Consider the following 20,449-nt stretch of genomic DNA (forward strand, 5'->3'; position numbering starts at 1 on the left):
AGGCGGAATATCGCCATGAAAGTTATCCAAACGGAATATTCGGGGCCGTTGTACGGCTCTGTTCATATACCGGGGGCGAAAAACAGCGCCCTCGCCATTCTTGCGGCTGCTTGCTTGGCAGACGATATTGTAACGCTGGAGGGCATTCCTCCAATCGATGATGTGCGCGTCATTGCAACGATCGGCCGGGACATTGGCCTGGACCTCAAGCGGGTAGACGGCCGCATCGTTATCGATCCGCGCTGGATCCATAAAGCAGAGATCGATCCCGGCAAAGCTTCCAGCTATCGCGCCTCCTATTATTTTGCAGGCGCGCTGCTGGCCAAATTCGGCAAAGTGACGATCGGTTATCCAGGAGGCGACGACTTTGTGTCCCGGCCGATCGACCAACATATCAAGATGTTCCGGGCGCTTGGAGCACGGGTAAATCTGCAGGACGATCATTATGTCGTGGAAGCTGCGGAATTAAAGGGAGCCCCCATTTATTTTGACACGATTACTTCGGGTGCTACTATAAACGCGATGCTTGCCGCCGTGCGTGCCCGTGGCCGGACATGGCTGCATAATGCGGCGAAGGATCCGGAGGTTGTGGATACGGCGGCTTTTCTTAACAGGCTTGGCGCCAGAATCTACGGAGCAGGCACGGAGCATATTCGAATCGAAGGGGTTCCTTATTTAAATGGAGGGAGCTATACCATCATTCCGGATCGGCTGCTTGCTGGCGCGTTTCTGATGTCGGCTGGACTTCGCGGTGGACAAGTGACGGTGCAAGACGTCATTCCCGAGCATCTGGGTGCTTGCCTGGCGAAGCTTGGTGAGATTGGCTTGGAGATCGAATGCGGAGACAACGAAATCACCGCGTACGGTACGGGAGCGCTTCGGGCGACTCGTGTGCGTACCGGCATGTATCCCGGCTTCGCGACGGATCTGCAGCAGCCCATGACCGCGCTGCTGCTTCAGGCGAGGGGCAAAAGCATCGTAACGGACCGCGTTTATCCGAAACGTTTCGCGCATGTGCCGCAGCTTCGCAGACTCGGCGCGGAGATTGAGCTCCGCAAGGAGAGTGCGTACATACGCGGAGGAGTACAGTTGCAAGGCGGCTGGGTTCACGCTACGGATGTTCGCGCCGGCACAAGTCTGATTTTGGCGGGTCTTACGGCCGAAGGCAGCACCTACATTACGGGAGTCGAGCATCTGGAACGCGGCTACGAAGACGTCATCGGCAGCTTCCGATCCATCGGAGCGAAGCTGGATATGAGTGAGATAGAGGCTGGCGAAGCCTCGGGACAATGGATGTTGCCGGGATAATGGAAGAAGGCTGCCTGGAAAGGCAGCTTGGATTCGTTGAAGACGGGTGGTCGACGGCCGTATTTCGCAAAGCATTCGAAGCATCCCTTGGAGTTACGATCTTGTTGATCCTTTTGTATCCCGTTTTACTAGCTATGGAGACGAGGCGGAAGAAAACAACCAAACATGTCATTAGACATGTTAGATCGGAGAAGATTCATTGAGATTTTACATGCCGCCGACAGGTGAAGCTTACAAGCGGGTAATCGATTTGGCGATCCGAAATTCGGATTGTTTCGTGCTTAAACAAGCGTTGGAAATTTACCCCGTTTGGGATACAACCGGATATATGCTTGCATTGGAGGAGCTGCAGCCATACCTCATTCATACGCATACGATTCCTGCGGGCAATATGGAGGATGTCATCGAGGCGCACGAAAGTTATAGAAGCAGCGCTTTTTATACGGCTGGCATCTACCGCTTCTATCGTTGCTCCGAGAATAGCGGCAAGGTGCTGAAGGAGCTGGCCAATGGTTTGTCCGATTGGAAGTTTCCCAACCTTCCCGAGGATTTGTGTTTCTTGATGGAAGGGGGCGGCGATTATTTGTATTCCATCGTACACGAGAACATGTATGGTCTGGAGGTATCCGAAGAAGAGGCGACTATGTTGATGGATCAAAATCCGGGCCTGTTTCTGGAGCTCGAGAACCATCACAATTTGGATCGTCTGCTGGAGGATGCCATCAAGCAAAAGGGGACCCGTCTCTCGATCAGCGGGCATGGATTGAAGTCGTTGCCCGATGACATTCGTTATTGCACGGAACTGGTCGAACTGGATATTTTCGAGCAGGATCTCTATGAGCTGCCCGAAGCTTTGTTCGAGCTGAGCAAGCTGGAGATTTTATCGATTATGACGGCCGATCTGGCTTGTATTCCTTCTTCCATCGGCAAACTTAAAAATTTGCGGGAGCTGCGTATCGTATGCGCCAGTTCGGACCGGCCCGCACCAGGCTGGACTCCCAAGCCCATCCATAAGATAAGTTTGAACCGCATCCCGCCGGAAATCGGCGAGCTGCAGCGGCTAGAGGTGCTTGCGATTCAATATTCGTCTATCGACGAACTCCCCCAAGAGATAGAGAAGTTGAAGAATCTCCGTCATTTGATGATTGCTCCAAGCTTGCTTCGCGCTAAACCCGACTTTCTCTCCCGCATGAAGGATCTGAGCTTTATCTACAATTAGAAATTGGAACAGCGACAGCCAAGGACGAGATAAAGTCCTGGGCCGTCGCTGTTTTTTGCTAACGATCTCCGTTGGCTAAATGGTCTATGCATTAAGTCGATTATTCAAACCATTGTCTCGTTCCAATCAAATGGAATAGTCGGTTACCATCCATATTCAACGCATCCTGAATACGTGCGATTGTAAAGTCACTAATAGGCTTGGGCAAATGATCTATAGCCCAATATTTACAATCAGTTACTTCTTTCTCATCCGGCTGTGGCGGTTGGTTGCCGTCCAGCTTACATGTGAAAACAAAGTGGTGCATATCATGAACAGCTTCATAATAAACGCCAGTCAAGCGCTCAACCGAAACTTCAAGACCGGTTTCTTCCAGCACTTCTCTTTTTGCCGTATTTTCGGCAGATTCATTTTGCTCAGATAAGCCGCCAGGTAGTTCCCAATTATATTTTCCGTAGTTATGTTTTACTAAAAGAACTCGCCCTTCCGAATCCATGATAACTGCCGCCGCTCCAACTGGCTTTCGTGACATTCCTGCATTCCTCCTGGTCGATTAAATTGAAAGAGTTAATTAACATATATTAACATATGAATAGACGTTAATTAGAATAAAAAGTTGCACTGAAATTAACGCAGTAAAGCTGCCGATCATCGTCGGCAGCTTCATTCCTGTTCGGTTATTTTTTACCAATCAAAATCTTGAAGTCCATCGTGACTTGTTTCAGATTCATCTGCAGCACTTTTTCTATACGCTCGTTAGAAGCACCCCAGGATAAAGGCGTCATGCCAAGCAAGGGTTCGATTAAGGATTCACCCAGGTTTACTTGATACCGAATGTTTTGAACATCCACTAACTTGATCTGCTCGTTAAAGTGGCTGGTGGTAAGGAAATTCGAATAAACCTGTTTATCTGAACCGCTGTAAAAGATTTCTCTTAATTCCATCAGATAATCCCGATTAGGCACGACTTTAATGACCAAACCATGATCACTAATCAATCTCTGGAATTCCGAATAATTTGCCGGGGAAAGAATATTTAAAATGAATTTGAATTGCCGATTTGCAAATGGACAGTTTGCAATGTCCGCGACACACCAGATCGCATCGGAATATTCGGATGCGGCCATACGAATGCCCTCTTTTGAAATATCGATTCCTACAGCCAATGTAGCGATATTTTTATTCTGACTTATTTCTAATCGTATGTTATTTAAGTGAGACCCTTCTCCGCATCCCGCGTCCAGTATGCTTATAAGATCATTACTCGAGTGATGATTCATTATAATTTGACTTACCGCGACATGTAAGGGATTAAACAAACCGCCTTTGCCGATTAATCTTCTGTGATCGAATACCTGTTTATCATATTTAGTAAGATTACCTCGAGACAGTAGGTTTAAATATCCATGTTTTGCTATATCAAAGCAGTGCCGATTGCTGCAAATCAAACTTTGCAAGTGGACCCCTCGCATCGATTTCTTGCACAATGGGCATCTAAATAGCTCTTGATTCTTTTCGATTTTTTCAGCACTAATCCACTTTTTACTTTTTTGGAACACAAAAAAGCACCCTTTCATTCGTAGTAGGTGAATGAAAAAAGGCACAATCAAATAAACCCTGGCATTTCTGTTCAAAATGCGGGTTAAGTGATCTGCGCCTTACATTACCTTAAACGAATGAATTTGATGATCATGGATTAGCTCTCCCTTTTGTAATACAGGATACAGGATTAAACACTCTTATATTAGCATGTTTCGCTTATAGGAGGAAACATTGCTCGACCGCATGCGGCCTTCGCATATACTACGCCCGTCCCTGCCTGGAGGAACGATATTGTCCCGGGGTTATGCCGGTTTCCTTGCGGAACAGCCGGATAAAATAGTTCACGTTATCGATGCCGACTCTCTCGCCGACCTCTGCAACGGATAGGTCGGCATTTGCCAGCAGCGAACGCGCCTCCGATATTTGCAGTCCGTGTTTGAATTGCAGCGGGCTCTTGCCCGTGTACAATTTGAGGCATCTAGCAATGTAGTCGAACCGGTAATGCAAGGCTTTCTCCATATGGTCGGCGCTAAACGGATCCGTTGCATGGCGCTGCAAATATGCAATGGCGAGATCGCACAGCTTACGCGACCGGGGAGCATAACGCCTTTGCGCGGCTTCTTGCAGCTTCACCAACAAGGAGGCCAGTTCGGCTTGAAGCAACAGCGAGCCGGAGGCCGTCGCGCGATGATGCAGCTCCAACATGCGGTTCAAAACGGGCAGGAGATCAGGGCCGTTGAAGTCGGCGAACTTGGGAAGGTACATCGTCTGTCTGTGAGGAGCCAGGTCGAGATCCGTGCCTTTGGCATAAGGGAATGACCAAGGAATACTGGCGCTGTCAAGCGTACGGACAGGCGCATCGTGGACGAAATGAACCCAGTAGATCTCCGTTGCTTCGGAGCTTGCTTGATGGCCGATATGATGTTTGCCTGGCTCCAGCACTAACATATTGCCTTCGGTAATTTCATAAGACTTATTGTCTTCGGTCATATATAGGACGCCATTGTTAACAAAGAGCATGTCATATACGTCGAAAACGCGGGAGAGATGCTTGATCCCGGGCGGCCAGACAGCATGTCCGATCGTGACCAGCTGAGGCAACGGGGGGATCGTAAGCTCGAGACAAATCATGGCGGGCCATCTCCTTTGCAAGAAGTGCTGGTTGCCATTCATTGTAGCATGCTTCGGCATCGAAAGGTAGAAATCGTGCTATTACAAGTCGTTTCCGAATCTGTCCAATCCGCTCCGCGCTTCCTATACTTAAGGCATATGAACAGGAAAGGAAGAGTGAATCATGCGATTTCGTCAGGTCCATCTAGATTTCCATACATCCGAGGCCATCACACCGATCGGAGAGCGATTCGACAAAGGGCAATTTCAGGAGATGCTTCAATTAGGCAGCGTGGATTCCATTACGGTATTTTCCAAATGTCATCACGGCTGGGCTTACCATCCGTCCGAAGCCAACGAGATTCATCCCGGACTAAGCTTTGATCTGCTCGGCGCTCAAATCGAAGCCGCGCATGAAATCGGCGTCAAGACGCCCGTTTATTTGTCGGCGGGGCTCGACGAGAAACTGGCAATACAGCATCCCGAATGGCTGATCCGCGACAAGGAAGATGCGACAAACTGGGTCAAAGGTTTTATGGATCCGGGCTATCATGTTATCTGCTTTAACACGCCGTACCTGGACATTTTGCTGTCGCAGATCGCGGAGACGTTGTCCCGCTACGATGCGGACGGGCTGTTCCTCGACATCGTCGGCGTCAAATCCTGTTATTGCCACAGCTGCGTGGCAACGGCTAGACGGGAAGGGATCGATCCTCGGAACGCCGAAGACATGCGGCCGTTATGGGAGAGAACCTATGCGAATTATACGGCCAAGGTCAAAGAGACCGTGGAATCCGTAAAGCCGGGACTTCCGATCTTTCATAACGGCGGCCATATCAAGCGCGGGCGCCGCGACCTGGCATGGATGAATACGCATCTGGAGCTGGAATCGCTGCCTACTGGCGGCTGGGGCTACGACCACTTCCCGTTGTCGGCACGATATGCTCAGACCCTTGGCATGGAGTTTCTCGGCATGACGGGCAAGTTCCATACGACATGGGGAGAATTCGGCGGCTATAAGCATCCCAATGCGCTCCGTTACGAAGCGGCGCTCAGTATTGCGAACGGGGCCAAATGCTCCATTGGCGATCAGTTGCCTCCGAACGGCCAAATGGACAAAGCGACCTATGCCTTGATCGGGGCTGCATATCGGGAGGTTGAGAGCAAGGAAGCGTGGTGTACGGGGACGACGAATGTTGCGGATGTCGCGATTCTGTCTCTGGAGGCGACAGGCGTGCATCCAAAGGTTAAAGAGGAAGGCGTAAAGTCGGAATCCGATGTCGGCGCGATCCGGATGCTGCTGGAGGGCAATTTCTTGTTCGACGTCATCGATTCGGAGCAGAATTTCTCGGCGTACCGGGTCTTGATTCTGCCGGATTACGTAGCAGTGGAAGACTCCCTGCTAGAGAAGCTGGAGGCTTATCTGGAACAAGGCGGCAAGCTGCTTGCGACGGGCTGGTCCGGACTGGACGCCGAGGCAGAGAGCTTCGTCATCGACTTTGGCGCGAGACTGGTTGGACGCAATCCGTATCGACCGGATTATTGCCGTCCGTTGTTTAAGCCGGGAAGCCTGGAGGAAGCGGCGTTTATTTTCTACTCGCAGGGGCAGAAGATCGAGCTGCAGGGTGGAACGGAGCTAGGACGTCGCGAGGATCCTTACTTCAATCGGGATGTTTACACATTCTGCTCCCATCAGCATACGCCTAACAGCGAGACCTACGGGGGGCCAGGCATCGTTAAGAACGAGAATGGCATTTATATAGCCTGGAACGTGTTCGACGAATATGCCGAAAAGGGCAGCCTGATCCTGAAGGAAACGGTCGTGCACGCGCTGAAGCAGCTTCTTCCCGATATCACGCTCGATACCACTCTCCCGGCTCAAGGCGTCGTTACGCTGCAGGAACAGAAGGCCGAGAAACGTCTCGTTAACCATCTTTTGTACGCAACGCCGATCCGTCGCGGTAAAAGCATCGAGGTTATTGAGGACATCATCCCGCTTCACAACGTTGAGGTGTCCGTTAGGACTGACGCTGACGTTAAGGGCGTATATCTGGCGCCTCAGCTCACTCCGCTTCCATATCATTTCGAGAATGGCGTCGTTTCGTATACGGTACCCGAATTGGATTGCCACCAGATGGTCGTTATCGATTATAATGAATAGGTTGATAGATTAACGACTATTTTATAGTTAAAGGATGGCGAACCATGGATTTCAAACCATTAGCCTTATTCCTCGACCGTATTACCGCTTGGCGCATTCCGTGGGCGGAGGTGCTGGTCATGCATCGCAACGAGACCGTATTCCGCTACCGGAGCGGAATGCTGGATCTTGAGGCGGGAACGCCGATTGACGAAGACCGGATTATCAATATTTATTCCATGACGAAGATCATGACCTGCGTCGCGGCATTGCAGCTTGTCGAGCGGGGAGCGATGTTGCTTAATGACCCAATCTCCCTTTACTTGCCGGAATATGCGGAGATGAGCGTGAAGCGGGGAGAAGACGGGGAAAAGACGCTGGCTAAGGCGGAACGTCCTATTACGGTGCGGGATCTGTTTACGATGACGGCCGGCTTCTCGTACGATCTGTCCGTGCCGTCTATTCGCGAGGTGATCGAGACTACGGCAGGCAAGGTGCCTACCAGAGCGTTCGCAGAAGCGCTTGCGAAGGAACCGCTCCAGTTTGAACCCGGCACGCATTGGAATTACAGCCTCTGTCATGATGTGCTGGCAGCGCTGGTGGAAGTCGTAGACGGACGTCGCTTCGGCGTCTACATCCAGGAGGAAATTACGGGTCCTCTGGGAATGAGAGATACCGGCTTCGACTTGTCGGCAGAGCAGCGCGGAAAAATGGCTCCGCAATATTTTTACGATGATGCTCTGGGCAAGGCAATAAGACATGACAATAACGGCTTCCGGATTGGTACGGAATACGAAAGCGGCGGCGCCGGTCTCTTATCGACCGTAAGCGATTATGCATTGTTCCTTAACGCGCTAACGAACCGGGGAACGAGCCCGGCTGGCGTACGAATTTTAGCTCCTGCGACTGTAGAGCTGATGCTTGCGGATCATCTCACTTCGGCTACGCGTCCAGATTATAATTGGGAGCATATGAAGGGCTACGGCTATGGACTTGGCGTCAGAACCCATATTTCCAAGGAAGAGAGCGGTTCGTTAAGCCCCATCGGTGAGTTCGGATGGGCAGGCGCAGCGGGCTGCATGGCCATTATCGACCCTGCAAACGAGCTTACGGTCATGTATGGCCAGCATATGCTGAACAACCAAGAGCCATACGTGCATACACGCCTGAGAAATATCGTCTACGCTTGTATCTAAGCAATCGGCGAATAACAAGAAAGAGCCGTCCCCGGCATGTACCGGGAACGGCTCTTGTTCTTGCGGCAACCATTTGCGTTATTACAAGACTGGCTTTATCTGACCCGGAACACCGCGATCGCCTGTTGCAGCTCTTGGGCGAGCACGGCCAGGGACTGCGCAGTGGCGGCGGATTCTTCGCTCGCGGCCGCGGCTTCCTGCGTCGTGGCGGAGATGCTCTCTACCGCGGTTAGTACCGTCGTCGTCTGGGCTGCCTGCTCCTCGCTGGCCGCCGCGATTTCCGACACTTTCATGCCCGCGTTGTTGACGAAGGACACAATGTGCTGGAACGATTCCGACGTCTTGTTGGACATGGCGACGCTTTGATGGACGGCCGTCGAGCTTTGTCTCGTATTTTCTTGCATGCCTTTAATAATGCCCGTAATTTGTTTCGTCGCTTCGCTGCTTCGTTCAGCCAATCGGCGAACCTCGTCGGCGACGACGGCGAATCCTCTGCCTTGTTCGCCGGCACGGGCGGCCTCGATCGCGGCATTTAAAGCCAGCAGGTTCGTCTGATCGGCAATATCTTCGATGACTTCGATAATATCGCCGATTCTGGAGGAATCCTCTTCGAGTCGCGACATAGAGCTCTGCAGGGAATGCATGCTTTCCATGGAAGATTGAACGACCTCGTTGCCTTGACCCGCCATCTCCATCGTTTTGTCCGACAGCTCGGACGCGATTTCCGTGTTTTCCGCGACGGAATGAATGGCGGACGAGAGCTCCTTGAACAGCTCGCTGATCGTTTGAGCCGCTTCGGCCTGATTGGCATTGCCTCCGGCAAGCTCCTCGCTGCTGGCGGACAGCTGCTCGGCGGATGCGGCCACGTTTTGCGAATGCTCGGAGATCCGGCCAACAACAACTCTAAGCTTGTCGATCATGGCATTGATGCCGTCCCCGAGCTTGCCGATTTCATCGCGCGTACCGATCTCGACCTTCTCGCGCAGATCGCCATCCGCTACTTTCGAAAGCAAGGCGACAACTCGATTTAATGGGCCTGAAATAATGCGAGAGATGAAATATCCGAATGCAATGCTTGCGAGTACGGCTGCGACTAATACGGCAATCGTAATGTTCCGAGACGATTCATACAATGCTGCGCCTTCGTCTCTGGCAACATCGGCTTCATTCATGTTGATATCAATTAATTCGTTAAGAGGCTTCTGAAGCTCGCCAACGAGGAGGACATATTCTCCGTCGATAAACGCCAGCAAATCTTCAAGATTATTGCTGTCCCTAAAGGCAATGGCACGGCTCACCGCATCTTTGTATTTAGGCCATTGGGTCTGAAATTGGCTGAGCGCCGTTTCGGATTCCGTTGACAGCTTCGTTTGGCTGAAGGCTTGAACTGCGGTTTCCACCACTTTCATGTCGGTTTCCAAGGTCGTTTTCGTTTCGTTAATCATTGTGGAGGTTTGAGACATATATAATTTGCGGACGAACGTGCGCATCTCGCCAAGAGCGATTTTAGCATTCTGTATTTCGGCAACTGCCCTAAGCTGGTTCGTGTACATATCGTTTAAGCTGCTATTGGTTTTGCCCAAATTGCTTAAGCCGTACAAACCTATGAAAGTCATCATGATTGAAATAAGAAGGAACGCGGCAATCAGCTTAACCATCGTTTTGAGATTATAGAACCATTTCATGTTAGGTAACTCTCCTTGTCGCGTATGTAAGATGTTCCGCAGGGCGCGGCTATTCGTTATTGCATAAGCACTTCTTTCAGCTTAAGAATACCAGTCAAATCGCCATCCGTAATGCCTATTCCGGCAAGCAGCGAGGAGGAGATACCGCCGAATTGATCAGGCGGAAGCTGAATATCCTTGAAGCGGAGCACCTTGTTCACTTTATCGACAATAATACCGGCCGTAGTATCCCGATTGCGAACGACAATAATGCGAGTGGATTTGGATACAGTCTCCTCCGACATGCCGAGCAGCAGTCTAAGACTGAAGACGGGGACGATTTTTCCTCTCAGATTTACGACGCCTTTTACATACATGGGCGTGTCCGGCATCCCCGTAATTTCGAGCATTTGAATAATTTCGTGTACTTCAGAAATAATGACGGCATATTTGTCCGTACCGATGTTGAATTCAACAAATTGTTCGGATAAATTGAGTTCCATGGTATTTTTCCTCCTGGGCTGGTGTAAAGCGCGGCATGGCGATAGGGCGCTCCTTGCTAACTGTCATTGGGGGCCATGGCGTTTGGCCAACCATACATGTACAGTGCGCCAGGCTTGCAAACCATTTTTATGAACAACTCCACGAGTCCAGGATCCAGTCGGTTGCCCGCCAATCGTCTCAATTCTTTTACGCCTCCTGCTATGGTTCTATGGGAATAATGGCCTCCAGGCATTACCCAACCATCAAAAATATCGAGAATCGCACAGATTCTTGCATATTGCGGAATATGTTCCCCTGTAAGCCCGTCTGGTGTGCCACCGCCATCCCAGCGCTCATTCTGATGACGAACCGCGGCAAGAATTCGGGAATTCATGACCGGTTCCAGTAATCGGACTCCGATAGCCGGATGCCTCTCCAGCGCGCCCGGACGTGATCCGAAATACTTCCTCTCATGATCAAGAATCGAGTTGTCGATCAACAGCTTGCCAATGTCATGCATGAGACAGCTTTGAACTAACTCTCTCGATTCCCGTTTGTCCAATTCAAGTCCTGCCGCGAACTTCTCAGCTAACAATGAGGTTCGAATGCAATGATAGTACGTGTCAGGGTGCTTGCGCCGAAGCGCCTCCATGGCATCGTACAACGGATAGCCGCCGCCGTGTCCTTTTTCCGATAATGCGATCACTCTCACCGTCGCCCACCTCTTTTCGCAAGCTGCTTCTCCGGATCGTCTATTTGGTGCGGCAACTTGAGCAAAATTCGATAACGCTGTAATTCGACAACATTTCCTGTGACGATTTAACTAGTTGAAGCGTTGTTCGAACGTAGTATAGTATGTTTATACTGTTTTTACAACCTTCATTTAAGTCCAAAGTCCCGAATGAAATATAAGAATAAAATGGAAAGTATTTAATAATAATTAAAGTGTACTAAACAAAAAGCTGTTAATATGTGAGATAATAAGTGAAAAAAATATTCGTAAGATTGAATTGATGAAATTTTCTTTAGATTCCAACGAATTTATTGAAAATAAATTTGAAACAATATTTAAAATCAATTTATTTCCTAATGATAAAAATTTAATATTTTTAATAAGAATTTGTCGATTTAAAATACATATTATGTTTTATTTGAACTATTGTTTTTCCAAAATAGCTTAGGGGAATCTGTATGTTTTTGTCGAATGAGAGAGATAGGGCAACAGGTGAAACGGGAAGCTTGGAGTCGGTCGAACACGCCATGAAGCGAGTCAAGGATCGACGAATGTATGAACGGTACCAGGCGCTGTATTTGCACCTGAAAGGATATTCGCCGGAACACATTTCCGATATCCAGAACCGTCACGTCAAAACGATAAAATCGCATATCAAAGCCTTTGAGGAAGGTGGGCTTGATGCCTTGAAGATGGATTTTTCGACTGGCGCGCCGCCTAGATTAACGGAAGGTCAGCTGGAAACGCTGGTGCAAATTATTAACAACAGATCTCCGAAGCGCGGCGGGTATTCCAGTGGTCGGAAGTGGACGTTGCAGGCTATTGCGACCTGTATTGAAAGGGAATTTGGATACCGATACTCTCTTAGAGGTGTATCGAAGCTCGTGGAACGGCATGCTATTCTTAAAGACTCCAGATCAAGCCGGAAAACGAAGTATTAGTCTACTTTTTGAACAACCTCTAAAGGGAAAAACATTAGTTCAAGTATGGGTTTGGGTAGTTGGGGAGCATTAAAATAGGGAAAAGGAGGAAATCGCGATTAACATTTATCCGAAATTGGAAAATTTTTCAGCCTACATTCATTCTTTGTCCGGCGAGAGACTGACTCGGGAGCAGTTGATTGTACCTGAGCTCCTGATGGATGAAGAGCAAAGGATAAAAATGTATTATGTGCCCTACGATTACATAAATGTTGATGCAAAGCTGATGCTCGTAGGTATTACGCCAGGTTTTACCCAAATGGAAATAGCTATTCGAACAGCGCGAGACGCATTGCACAGCAAGGTTCCGTTGCAAGACATCCACCGACGGGCAAAACTCGCCGCAAGCTTTGCCGGTACGATGAGAACGAATCTGATCGCCATGTTGGACTTAATTGGCATCCCGGCCCTTCTTGGCATAGCGGGAAGCGGAGAATTGTTTGGCGTTCGTCGCGAGCTCATCCATACGACCTCGGCTGTCCGTTATCCTGCATTCGTCGAAGGGCGCAATTATACAGGACACGTTCCTTCTATTATGCAGTCGTCTATGTTGTCCTCCTATGCCCGGTCGATCCTGCTGGAAGAGTTGGAGTTAGCTGGCAATGCTTTAGTTATTCCGCTTGGGAAAGCGGTGGCGGACGTGCTTCGTTTTTTTGTTCAGGAGGGGCAGCTGCGGGCGGAACGATGCCTGTTCGACTTCCCTCATCCTTCCGGCGCGAATGGCCATCGGTGGAAGCAGCTCGAGATGCATCGGGAGATCTTGTCAGCGCAGGTTGCCGATTGGTTGAGTCGACGGTAAAATGGACTCAAAGAGGTAAACGAAAATTCCTATAAAAAAGGAGGTTCATTATACGATGAGTCATGGGCAACGTATCGACAAAGCCTCTATTAGGATCTCTGCGACGCAGCGTGAGGTATACGAGGCATTCATTAATCCAGAGGCTTACGAGTCGTGGCTGCCGCCACAGGATATGACGGGGCAATTGCTGGAGTTCGTCCCCCAACCCGGGGGAGCTTTCCGTATGAAGTTAACGTATAACGACCAGGGTTACGCCCATGCAGGCAAGACGACCGAAGAAGCCGATATCGCGAAGGGATACTTTCGGGTGTTGACGCCCTATGAGCTTGTCGTGCAGGCTATCACATTCGAATCCGACGATCAGCGATTTGCGGGCGAGATGACGATGACCTGGAAAATTCAGCCTAGTGACGGAGGCACTATAGTTTCCGTCGAATGCAGCGATGTTCCTGAAGGCATTGGCCAAGAGGATCATGAGATGGGTTTGAACTGCAGCCTTCGGAATTTGGAACTTTATTGCGAGACATAATGATAGCACCATAGATAAATCCGGCTAAAGGCGGAGGAGCGGCAGCGGGACGCCGTTCACTTCCAAATGCTGCTTGCCCATATTAACCCGCAAGGTTTAACCAATTCTGCGCTCAAAGGATGATAAACCGTACGAACGAATAAGGAATGGGAGAACAGCTCAACGTTCTTCCGTTCCTTTTTTCTCGTACCGTACCGCAATAGAACGTTATTTTTCTCACAAGAGAGAACGACATTACAGCAATTTATTCGGATAAGATGATAGGGAAAGCGGTTTGCGAGATGAAATACGAGATCAATACGGAGGGATACGCATGTTAAAGGTTGCCATTATCGGTGCAGGTGCGATATCGACGGCTCATATCGAAGGTTATCTGCAATTCCGGGATCGTTGCCAAATCGTCGCGGTCAGCGATGTTTATCCCGAAAAGGCGCTTGCCCGGATCGAACAATTCGGTATCGAGGCGCGCGCCGTACAGGACTATAAAGAACTGCTGGAGGGCGGCATTGATATTGTGTCTGTCTGCACGCCTCCTTACACGCATGCCGATATCGCGGTTGACTTTCTGAATGCGGGCAGCCATGTCATCATCGAAAAGCCGATGGCCTCCTCCTTGAAGGAATGCGACGAGATCAATGAAGCAGCTAGCCGGAACGGCAAGCTGGTATCCGTCATCGCCCAGAATCGATTTAGAAATCCGATGATGAAGCTGAAAACGGTACTTGAAAGCGGTCTCGCCGGCGCGACCGGCTTATCCGTCGTGGTCAGCAGCATAACGGCTTGATGCATGCGACGAGTCGCGATGTATTCGGTCATGCTGATGCCAAGCGATTCCTTAAAGGAATGGGATAGATGATAGGGCGATAAATGCAGCTCGCCCGCCATCTCCTCGAGACGGAAGTGCATCGTATAATGACGTTCGATCCAGTTCAGCATGCGCTCCGTCTGTTCGTTTCTGCAGGACCGCGAGGCTGGACTATGCTGAAGCTGTTGCCGCTGTTGCCGTTGCCAATCGGGCTTCATCGCGCGGAACAGCAGGAGGAGGAATAAAGAAATTTCTTCAAACTGTTCCGTCTCGGGCAGCGGCAGCTTCTCCTTAAAACTTCGATACGCCGCAGCGAGCTCTCCGTTCTCCTGTATGCCGTAGATGCAGGGCGACTGGAGCGCGCCGAAGGAGATGTATTGATAGAAGGCATGCAGCAGCGGCCACTTTTCAAAATAAAGCTCAAACATCGAAGGCTCGAAAATCGCCAAGGATCTCTCTAAGGGATGCTCCTCCGAACAGTTCAGCTGTAGATGATGGAGCTGATACGGTTGGAAGACGCACAGCATTCCCGGCTTTATTTCGTAGCTGATATTGTTGACGATCATGGTCCCCTGTCCTTGATGGATCAACAAAATTTCGGTTCTTTGGTGCGATTGGAACGTTTCCTTAAATCAGTTATCCGAGTGAAAACGTTGGTAAGCGAAATAAAGAGAACCGTCGTTAATGTCAGTTGCCGATAAGGAAAACACCGCTATCCACTCTCCCATTCGTTGATGATGGATATTTTACATCGTCATGCAACGTCAATGAACCATATCGATGAACTGTTGAGCGGAGCGGGACAACGGCATATTGCGCATGGTCATTATACCGACATGGGTCGGCGGGAGCTGCACGTCGAGCTTGATCTCGAAGAGGGATCCTTCCTGCAGCTCATTGGCGACAAATTCCTTGGTGACATAAGAGATGCCAAGCCCCTTGCGAGCGAACTCGATAAGCAGGTCAACGCTGCCGACCTCGATTTCGGGTTTAATGGTATAGCCATAATGCTGGAATAACTCGTTAATCGTCATCCGGGCCCGGCTGTTGCGCGAAAACAGAATGATGGGATGCTGAAGCAGCTGCTCCAGCGACATCACTTGATCCTTCAGCTCCGAATAACCGGCGCCTGCTACGAAGCAATCCTGAAGCCTGATGCTCTCGCGCACCTCCAGCTGAGAGTCGCCGATCGGCATGCGCACGACGCCAAGATCGATGCGGCCTTCCTTCAGGAACGTGATAACCTCGGGCGTCGTGCCATGGTTGAGATGGAGCTTGATCCCGGGATAGCGGCGATGGAAGTCCTCGAGATACGGCAGCAAATAATGTTTGAACAACGAATCGCTGCCGCCTACGCGGAGCTCGCCGCTGTCGAGATTTTTGAGCGCGGCCATTTTCTCTTCGGCCAAGGTGATCAGAATTTGGGACTGCTCGATGTACGAATAAAGGATGGAGCCTTCCTGGGTTAGCGTTACTCCCTTGGAGGTCCGGTAGAACAAAGCCATGCCGAACCGATCCTCCAACTGCTTAACCGCATGGCTGACGCTGGGCTGGGTCAAATATAATGCGGCTGCGGCCTTCGACAGGCTGCCGGTTTTCGCTGCCCAATAGAATACTTTATACAACTCGTGGTTGTTGGATATAGACATGGACGATGGCTCCCGTGACTTGTATTCATCATATGAATGAAGGTTACTTGCATTATATCGGAATGGTTCAAGCGATTCAATTGCAGATTGACAGGAAGCAGAGGGATTCATTATGCGTATGACTTTTCGCTGGTTCGGAGAGGGCAATGATACGGTTCCACTTCGTTACATTAAACAAATACCGGGCACGGACGGCGTCGTCTGGTCGCTTCATGATCTGGCGGCGGGGGAAGAATGGCCGATGGATCGCATCCTGGAGATGAAGTCGCTCGCGGAGAAGGAAGGCCTGCACATCGACGTGGTCGAGAGCGTAAACGTTCATGAGGATATCAAGCGGGGACTGCCTTCGCGCGATATCTACATCGAACGGTATATCAACACCATTCGCAAGCTGGGACAGGTTGGCGTAAAAGTGATCTGCTATAACTTCATGCCGGTCTTCGACTGGCTGAGGACGGATCTGCACTGGCGAATGGAGGACGGCTCGACGGCGATGTTTTACGAGAAGTCCGTAATTGAAGGAGTTGATCCGCGGCAGCTGACGGCCACGATCAATGCCAATCCGGCGTTTACCATGCCGGGCTGGGAGCCGGAGCGTCTGCTCCATATGGAGAGATTGATTCAGTCTTATCAAGGCGTCTCGGAAGAACAGCTATGGGGGAATCTGGCTTACTTCCTGGAGGCGGTTGTTCCTGTTGCGGCGGAAAATGGCATCCGGATGGCCATTCATCCCGATGATCCGCCATGGCCCGTCTTCAGGTTGCCGCGGCTGATGACCTCGCAGACCAATTTGCGCAAACTGCTGAAGCTGTACGTTCATCCCTCAAACGGCATTACGCTGTGCAGCGGATCGCTTGGCGCCAATCCGGACAACGATATCATCTCCATGATTCATGAATTCGGAGATCGAATTCCGTTCGCGCATATTCGCAACGTTCGCCGTTTCGGCAATGGCGACTTCGTCGAGAGCTCGCATCGGACCTCGGACGGATCCGTCGATATCGCGGGCATCGTCAAGGCGTATCATGATATCGGATACACGGGATACGTCCGTCCCGATCATGGGCGTCAAATCTGGGACGAATCATGCAGGCCGGGCTACGGCTTGTATGACAGAGCATTGGGAATCATGCATCTATTAGGGTTATGGGACGGCTACCAATATGCAAAGAGCACTGGGGGAGACAGAGGTCATGCCGGATAAATTGCAGCCCATTCACGAATCGTTAAATGGCAAAGTAGCCGTTGTCACGGGAGGCGCGGGCGTATTATGCCGGGCGATGGCGATCGAGCTTGCCAGGCAAGGAGCTAAGGTTGCCATCCTTGGCCGGACGGCGGAGAAAAACGAAGCTGTCGTAAGCGAGATTGCCGCTAACGGCGGAATCGCAATCGGCATCGCTTGCGACGTGACGGATATCGACAGCGTGCGGGAAGCAGGACGGGTCGTCCTGGAAAAGCTGGGACCGTGCGACATTCTCGTTAATGGCGCGGGCGGCAATCATCCCAGCGCGAATACGACAAACGAGACGTATTCTCCGGAGGATCGTACGGCAGAAGGCGTAACAAGCTTCTTCGATCTTAGTATTCCGGGCTTCCGGAACGTGCTCGATCTCAATTTCGTGGGCACGCTGATCCCGTCCCAAGTGTTCGCGGAGCAGATGCTTGACCGTCCAAGTCCGGTTATTATCAATATTTCTTCCATGAGCGCGCCGTCTCCGATGACGAAGGTGCCGGCCTACAGCGCGGCCAAGGCGGCCGTCGACAACTTTACGCAATGGCTGGCCGTCCATATGGCGGAAGCGGGCATTCGCGTAAATGCGATCGCGCCCGGTTTTTTCCTGACAGAGCAAAATCGCAAGCTGCTCGTGCAGGAGGACGGCTCCTTGACGCCTCGCTCCGGCAAGATCATTGCCCATACTCCGATGCGCCGCTTCGGCAAGCCGGAGGATCTGCTTGGCGTGCTGCTATGGCTCGTCGACGATACGACATCGGGCTTCGTTACCGGAACGACCATACCGGTAGACGGGGGATTTATGGCGTATTCCGGCGTATAGCCGATTCTGTTCGAATAACCTCTGCAAGCGTTCATTCGCGGCAGGGGTTATTTGGCGAGAAACGAAACCGGATATGAAGCTTTCATTTAGCTATAGATCAAATGTATGGCTACTGTGAAATATATCAATTACTTGTATGGCGAAGAAACGTATTATAGTGGAATTACGAAATCGATTGGCAAGATTTATTTAAAGCGAGAGAACAACCTCTCAAGGAAAGGAAGTACGAACAAAATATGACGATAACAAAAACGATTGAACAACTGGCTATCGACACGATCCGTACGCTGTCCATCGACGCGATCAACGCGGCGAATTCCGGACACCCGGGCTTGCCGATGGGAGCGGCGCCGATGGCTTACGCACTATGGGCACAGAAGCTTAAGCATAATCCGGGCCACTCAAAGTGGTTCAACCGCGACCGCTTCGTGCTGTCGGCCGGTCACGGGTCGGCGCTGTTGTACAGCCTGCTGCATCTGAGCGGTTATAAAGTATCGCTCGACGACGTTAAAGGCTTCCGCAAGCTGAATAGCTTGACGCCGGGCCATCCCGAATTCGGCCATACGGACGGCGTTGACGCTACGACGGGGCCGCTGGGACAAGGCGTCGCAATGGCGGTAGGCATGGCGATGGCGGAAGCGCATCTGGCAGCCAAGTTCAACAAAGAAGGTTTCCCGGTCGTTGACCACTATACGTATGCGCTCGTCGGCGACGGCTGCCTGATGGAGGGGATCTCCTACGAGGCGATGTCGATGGCGGGGCACATGAAGCTGGACAAACTAATCGTGTTGTATGATTCGAATGACATCTCGCTTGACGGCGAGTTGGCGCTTTCCTTCGGGGAAGGCATTCAGAAGCGCGCGGAATCCGCTCACTGGCATTACATCCGGGTCGAAGACGGCAATGATATCGAAGCCATCGCCGGCGCGGTCGAATCGGCCAAGAGTGCGGGAAAACCATCGTTGATCGAAGTTCGCACGGTTATCGGGTACGGCAGCAAAGTCGCCGGCACAAACAAGGCGCACGGCAACCCGCTCGGCAAGGAAGAAGCGAAAGCAACCAAGAAGGTATATGGCTGGGAGCATGAGGAAGACTTCTATGTGCCGGAAGAAGTGAAGGCGCATTTCGCGGCATTGAAGGAGCAAGGTGCAGCGGCGGAAGCGGCATGGAACGAGCTTGTCTCTACTTACGGCAGCCAATATCCGGAGCTGTGTCAAGAGTTGGCGCAAGCCATCGAAGGCAATACGCTGATCGATGCTTCCGACATTCTGACGTTTGATACCTCCAAATCTATCTCCACTCGCGTGGCAAGCGGCGAAGCGATCAACCACTACGTGAAGCTGGTTCCTTCCATCTTCGGAGGAAGCGCCGACCTGTCCCACTCGACGATGACGGACATTAAAGGCGAAGGCAAATTCGCGGTTGATTCTTACGCGGGACGCAACGTCTACTTCGGCGTTCGGGAGCATGCGATGGGCGCTGCCGGCAACGGCATGGCGCTGCATGGCGGAGTGAAACCGTTCGTCAGTACGTTTTTCGTTTTCAGCGATTACCTGCGTCCTTCCATTCGTCTGGCGGCGCTGCAGAAGCTGCCTGTGACGTACGTATTTACGCATGATTCCATCGCCGTAGGCGAAGACGGCCCGACGCACGAGCCCGTCGAGCATCTGGCAGCTTTGCGCACCATTCCGGGTCTGACGGTCATTCGTCCATCCGATGCGAACGAAACGGCCAGCGCTTGGGCATACTCACTAGAGCAGAATGACGGTCCTGTGGCTCTTATTCTGAGCCGTCAGAACCTGCCTATTTTCGAAGAGACGAAAGGCAACATCGAAAACGTAGCGAAAGGCGGCTATGTGCTGTCTCAAACCAACGGGCAGCCGGACATCATTTTGATCGCCACGGGCTCCGAAGTATCCCTTGCCGTAAGCGCTAAGGCTGCGCTCGAGCAAGAGAATGTTTCCGTCCGCGTCGTAGCGATGCCGAGCCGCGAGTTGTTCGACCGCGCGCCGCAGGACTACAAAGAAAGCGTGCTTCCAAGCTCGGTGACCAAGCGTGTAGCGATCGAAGCCGGCATTTCGCTTGGCTGGGACCGATTTACGGGACCTGCAGGCAAGGTCGTCTCCATCGATACGTTTGGCGCTTCGGGCCCTGGCGGCGAGGTGCTTGCATACTTCGGGTTCTCGACAGATAATGTCGTGCGCGTGGCCAAAGAGCTTTTGTAGAAGTTGTTAAACA

Annotated in this window: 17 protein-coding genes and 2 pseudogenes; 11 read left to right on the forward strand and 8 right to left on the reverse strand. The window is 51.2% G+C overall.

Annotation, left to right across the window (positions count from 1 at the left end; genetic code table 11):
• Nucleotides 1-15 precede the first annotated feature (15 nt).
• Both murA and PAT3040_RS02495 read left to right on the forward strand, forming a co-directional pair.
• On the forward strand, nt 16-1,308 hold the full coding sequence (gene murA / locus PAT3040_RS02485) for a UDP-N-acetylglucosamine 1-carboxyvinyltransferase (protein ID WP_108991419.1): 1,293 nt from the start codon (nt 16-18) through the stop codon (nt 1,306-1,308).
• A gap of 199 nt (nt 1,309-1,507) precedes the next feature.
• Nucleotides 1,508-2,527 (forward strand): leucine-rich repeat domain-containing protein, encoded by a 1,020-nt coding sequence (locus tag PAT3040_RS02495; RefSeq protein WP_108991421.1) that lies wholly within the window; start codon nt 1,508-1,510, stop codon nt 2,525-2,527.
• Between the two features lie 100 nt (nt 2,528-2,627).
• Here PAT3040_RS02495 and PAT3040_RS02500 read toward each other — a convergent pair whose 3' ends face one another.
• From PAT3040_RS02500 to PAT3040_RS02510, 3 genes are all read right to left on the reverse strand, one after another.
• The gene (locus PAT3040_RS02500; RefSeq protein ID WP_108991422.1) at nt 2,628-3,059 is read right to left on the reverse strand and encodes an NUDIX hydrolase; all 432 of its coding nucleotides are present in this window, start codon (nt 3,057-3,059) and stop codon (nt 2,628-2,630) included.
• A 145-nt stretch (nt 3,060-3,204) separates the two neighbouring features.
• Complete coding sequence (locus tag PAT3040_RS02505) at nt 3,205-4,086, reverse strand: putative RNA methyltransferase (RefSeq protein WP_258234793.1); 882 nt, start codon at nt 4,084-4,086, stop codon at nt 3,205-3,207.
• 244 nt (nt 4,087-4,330) lie between these two features.
• Entirely contained in the window at nt 4,331-5,200 is an 870-nt protein-coding gene (locus PAT3040_RS02510) for an AraC family transcriptional regulator (RefSeq protein WP_087570996.1), read from the reverse strand.
• A 163-nt stretch (nt 5,201-5,363) separates the two neighbouring features.
• On the opposite strand from PAT3040_RS02510, the gene PAT3040_RS02515 reads away from it, so the two are divergent.
• Nucleotides 5,364-7,340, forward strand: coding sequence for an alpha-amylase family protein (locus PAT3040_RS02515; RefSeq protein WP_108991423.1), 1,977 nt, complete (start codon nt 5,364-5,366; stop codon nt 7,338-7,340).
• A 44-nt stretch (nt 7,341-7,384) separates the two neighbouring features.
• Nucleotides 7,385-8,515, forward strand: coding sequence for a serine hydrolase domain-containing protein (locus tag PAT3040_RS02520; protein WP_108991424.1), 1,131 nt, complete (start codon nt 7,385-7,387; stop codon nt 8,513-8,515).
• 95 nt (nt 8,516-8,610) lie between these two features.
• On the opposite strand, the gene PAT3040_RS02525 is transcribed toward PAT3040_RS02520, so the two are convergent.
• Genes PAT3040_RS02525 through PAT3040_RS02535 form a run of 3 tightly spaced genes read right to left on the reverse strand, consistent with a single transcriptional unit; the run spans nt 8,611 to nt 11,374 of the window.
• Nucleotides 8,611-10,200: a methyl-accepting chemotaxis protein gene (locus tag PAT3040_RS02525; protein ID WP_087570999.1), complete on the reverse strand. Its 1,590-nt coding sequence runs from the start codon at nt 10,198-10,200 to the stop codon at nt 8,611-8,613.
• A 56-nt stretch (nt 10,201-10,256) separates the two neighbouring features.
• Nucleotides 10,257-10,682: a chemotaxis protein CheW gene (locus PAT3040_RS02530; protein WP_087571000.1), complete on the reverse strand. Its 426-nt coding sequence runs from the start codon at nt 10,680-10,682 to the stop codon at nt 10,257-10,259.
• A gap of 56 nt (nt 10,683-10,738) precedes the next feature.
• Entirely contained in the window at nt 10,739-11,374 is a 636-nt protein-coding gene (locus tag PAT3040_RS02535; protein ID WP_108991425.1) for an HD-GYP domain-containing protein, read from the reverse strand.
• 479 nt (nt 11,375-11,853) lie between these two features.
• Here PAT3040_RS02535 and PAT3040_RS02540 point away from each other — a divergent pair, with 479 nt between their 5' ends.
• The 4 genes and pseudogenes from PAT3040_RS02540 to PAT3040_RS38305 all read left to right on the forward strand — a co-directional run.
• Nucleotides 11,854-12,336: a helix-turn-helix domain-containing protein gene (locus PAT3040_RS02540; protein WP_108991426.1), complete on the forward strand. Its 483-nt coding sequence runs from the start codon at nt 11,854-11,856 to the stop codon at nt 12,334-12,336.
• 115 nt (nt 12,337-12,451) lie between these two features.
• Nucleotides 12,452-13,174 (forward strand): uracil-DNA glycosylase family protein, encoded by a 723-nt coding sequence (locus tag PAT3040_RS02545; protein ID WP_108991427.1) that lies wholly within the window; start codon nt 12,452-12,454, stop codon nt 13,172-13,174.
• Nucleotides 13,175-13,229: 55 nt separating this feature from the next.
• Nucleotides 13,230-13,703: an SRPBCC domain-containing protein gene (locus PAT3040_RS02550; RefSeq protein WP_108991428.1), complete on the forward strand. Its 474-nt coding sequence runs from the start codon at nt 13,230-13,232 to the stop codon at nt 13,701-13,703.
• 313 nt (nt 13,704-14,016) lie between these two features.
• Nucleotides 14,017-14,445: pseudogene (locus PAT3040_RS38305) on the forward strand (Gfo/Idh/MocA family protein); the annotation flags it as partial.
• A 59-nt stretch (nt 14,446-14,504) separates the two neighbouring features.
• Here the strand turns inward: PAT3040_RS38305 and PAT3040_RS39830 are convergent.
• Nucleotides 14,505-15,110, reverse strand: a pseudogene (locus PAT3040_RS39830) (AraC family transcriptional regulator); the annotation flags it as partial.
• A gap of 162 nt (nt 15,111-15,272) precedes the next feature.
• The gene (locus PAT3040_RS02565; RefSeq protein ID WP_108991568.1) at nt 15,273-16,151 is read right to left on the reverse strand and encodes a LysR family transcriptional regulator; all 879 of its coding nucleotides are present in this window, start codon (nt 16,149-16,151) and stop codon (nt 15,273-15,275) included.
• A 118-nt stretch (nt 16,152-16,269) separates the two neighbouring features.
• Between PAT3040_RS02565 and uxuA the strand changes: the two genes are divergently transcribed.
• From uxuA to tkt, 3 genes are all read left to right on the forward strand, one after another.
• Complete coding sequence (gene uxuA, locus PAT3040_RS02570) at nt 16,270-17,361, forward strand: mannonate dehydratase (RefSeq protein WP_108991431.1); 1,092 nt, start codon at nt 16,270-16,272, stop codon at nt 17,359-17,361.
• Nucleotides 17,351-18,211 (forward strand): SDR family oxidoreductase, encoded by an 861-nt coding sequence (locus tag PAT3040_RS02575; RefSeq protein WP_108991432.1) that lies wholly within the window; start codon nt 17,351-17,353, stop codon nt 18,209-18,211. Before uxuA ends, PAT3040_RS02575 begins: the two co-directional genes overlap by 11 nt.
• Before the next feature lie 242 nt (nt 18,212-18,453).
• The gene (tkt, locus tag PAT3040_RS02580) at nt 18,454-20,436 is read left to right on the forward strand and encodes a transketolase (RefSeq protein WP_108991569.1); all 1,983 of its coding nucleotides are present in this window, start codon (nt 18,454-18,456) and stop codon (nt 20,434-20,436) included.
• The last annotated feature ends 13 nt before the right edge of the window (nt 20,437-20,449 follow it).

Source organism: Paenibacillus agaridevorans, assembly GCF_003112455.1.
In the GTDB taxonomy this organism is placed as follows: domain Bacteria; phylum Bacillota; class Bacilli; order Paenibacillales; family Paenibacillaceae; genus Pristimantibacillus; species Pristimantibacillus agaridevorans.

Coding starts and splice junctions, on each gene's coding strand:
- PAT3040_RS02520 (WP_108991424.1), top strand. CDS start 7,385: ATGGATTTCAAACCATTAGCCTTATTCCTCGACCGTATTACCGCTTGG.
- PAT3040_RS02500 (WP_108991422.1), bottom strand. CDS start 3,059: ATGTCACGAAAGCCAGTTGGAGCGGCGGCAGTTATCATGGATTCGGAA.
- PAT3040_RS02510 (WP_087570996.1), bottom strand. CDS start 5,200: ATGATTTGTCTCGAGCTTACGATCCCCCCGTTGCCTCAGCTGGTCACG.
- PAT3040_RS02530 (WP_087571000.1), bottom strand. CDS start 10,682: ATGGAACTCAATTTATCCGAACAATTTGTTGAATTCAACATCGGTACG.
- uxuA (WP_108991431.1), top strand. CDS start 16,270: ATGCGTATGACTTTTCGCTGGTTCGGAGAGGGCAATGATACGGTTCCA.
- PAT3040_RS02525 (WP_087570999.1), bottom strand. CDS start 10,200: ATGAAATGGTTCTATAATCTCAAAACGATGGTTAAGCTGATTGCCGCG.
- PAT3040_RS02515 (WP_108991423.1), top strand. CDS start 5,364: ATGCGATTTCGTCAGGTCCATCTAGATTTCCATACATCCGAGGCCATC.
- murA (WP_108991419.1), top strand. CDS start 16: ATGAAAGTTATCCAAACGGAATATTCGGGGCCGTTGTACGGCTCTGTT.
- PAT3040_RS02575 (WP_108991432.1), top strand. CDS start 17,351: ATGCCGGATAAATTGCAGCCCATTCACGAATCGTTAAATGGCAAAGTA.
- PAT3040_RS02550 (WP_108991428.1), top strand. CDS start 13,230: ATGAGTCATGGGCAACGTATCGACAAAGCCTCTATTAGGATCTCTGCG.
- PAT3040_RS02540 (WP_108991426.1), top strand. CDS start 11,854: ATGTTTTTGTCGAATGAGAGAGATAGGGCAACAGGTGAAACGGGAAGC.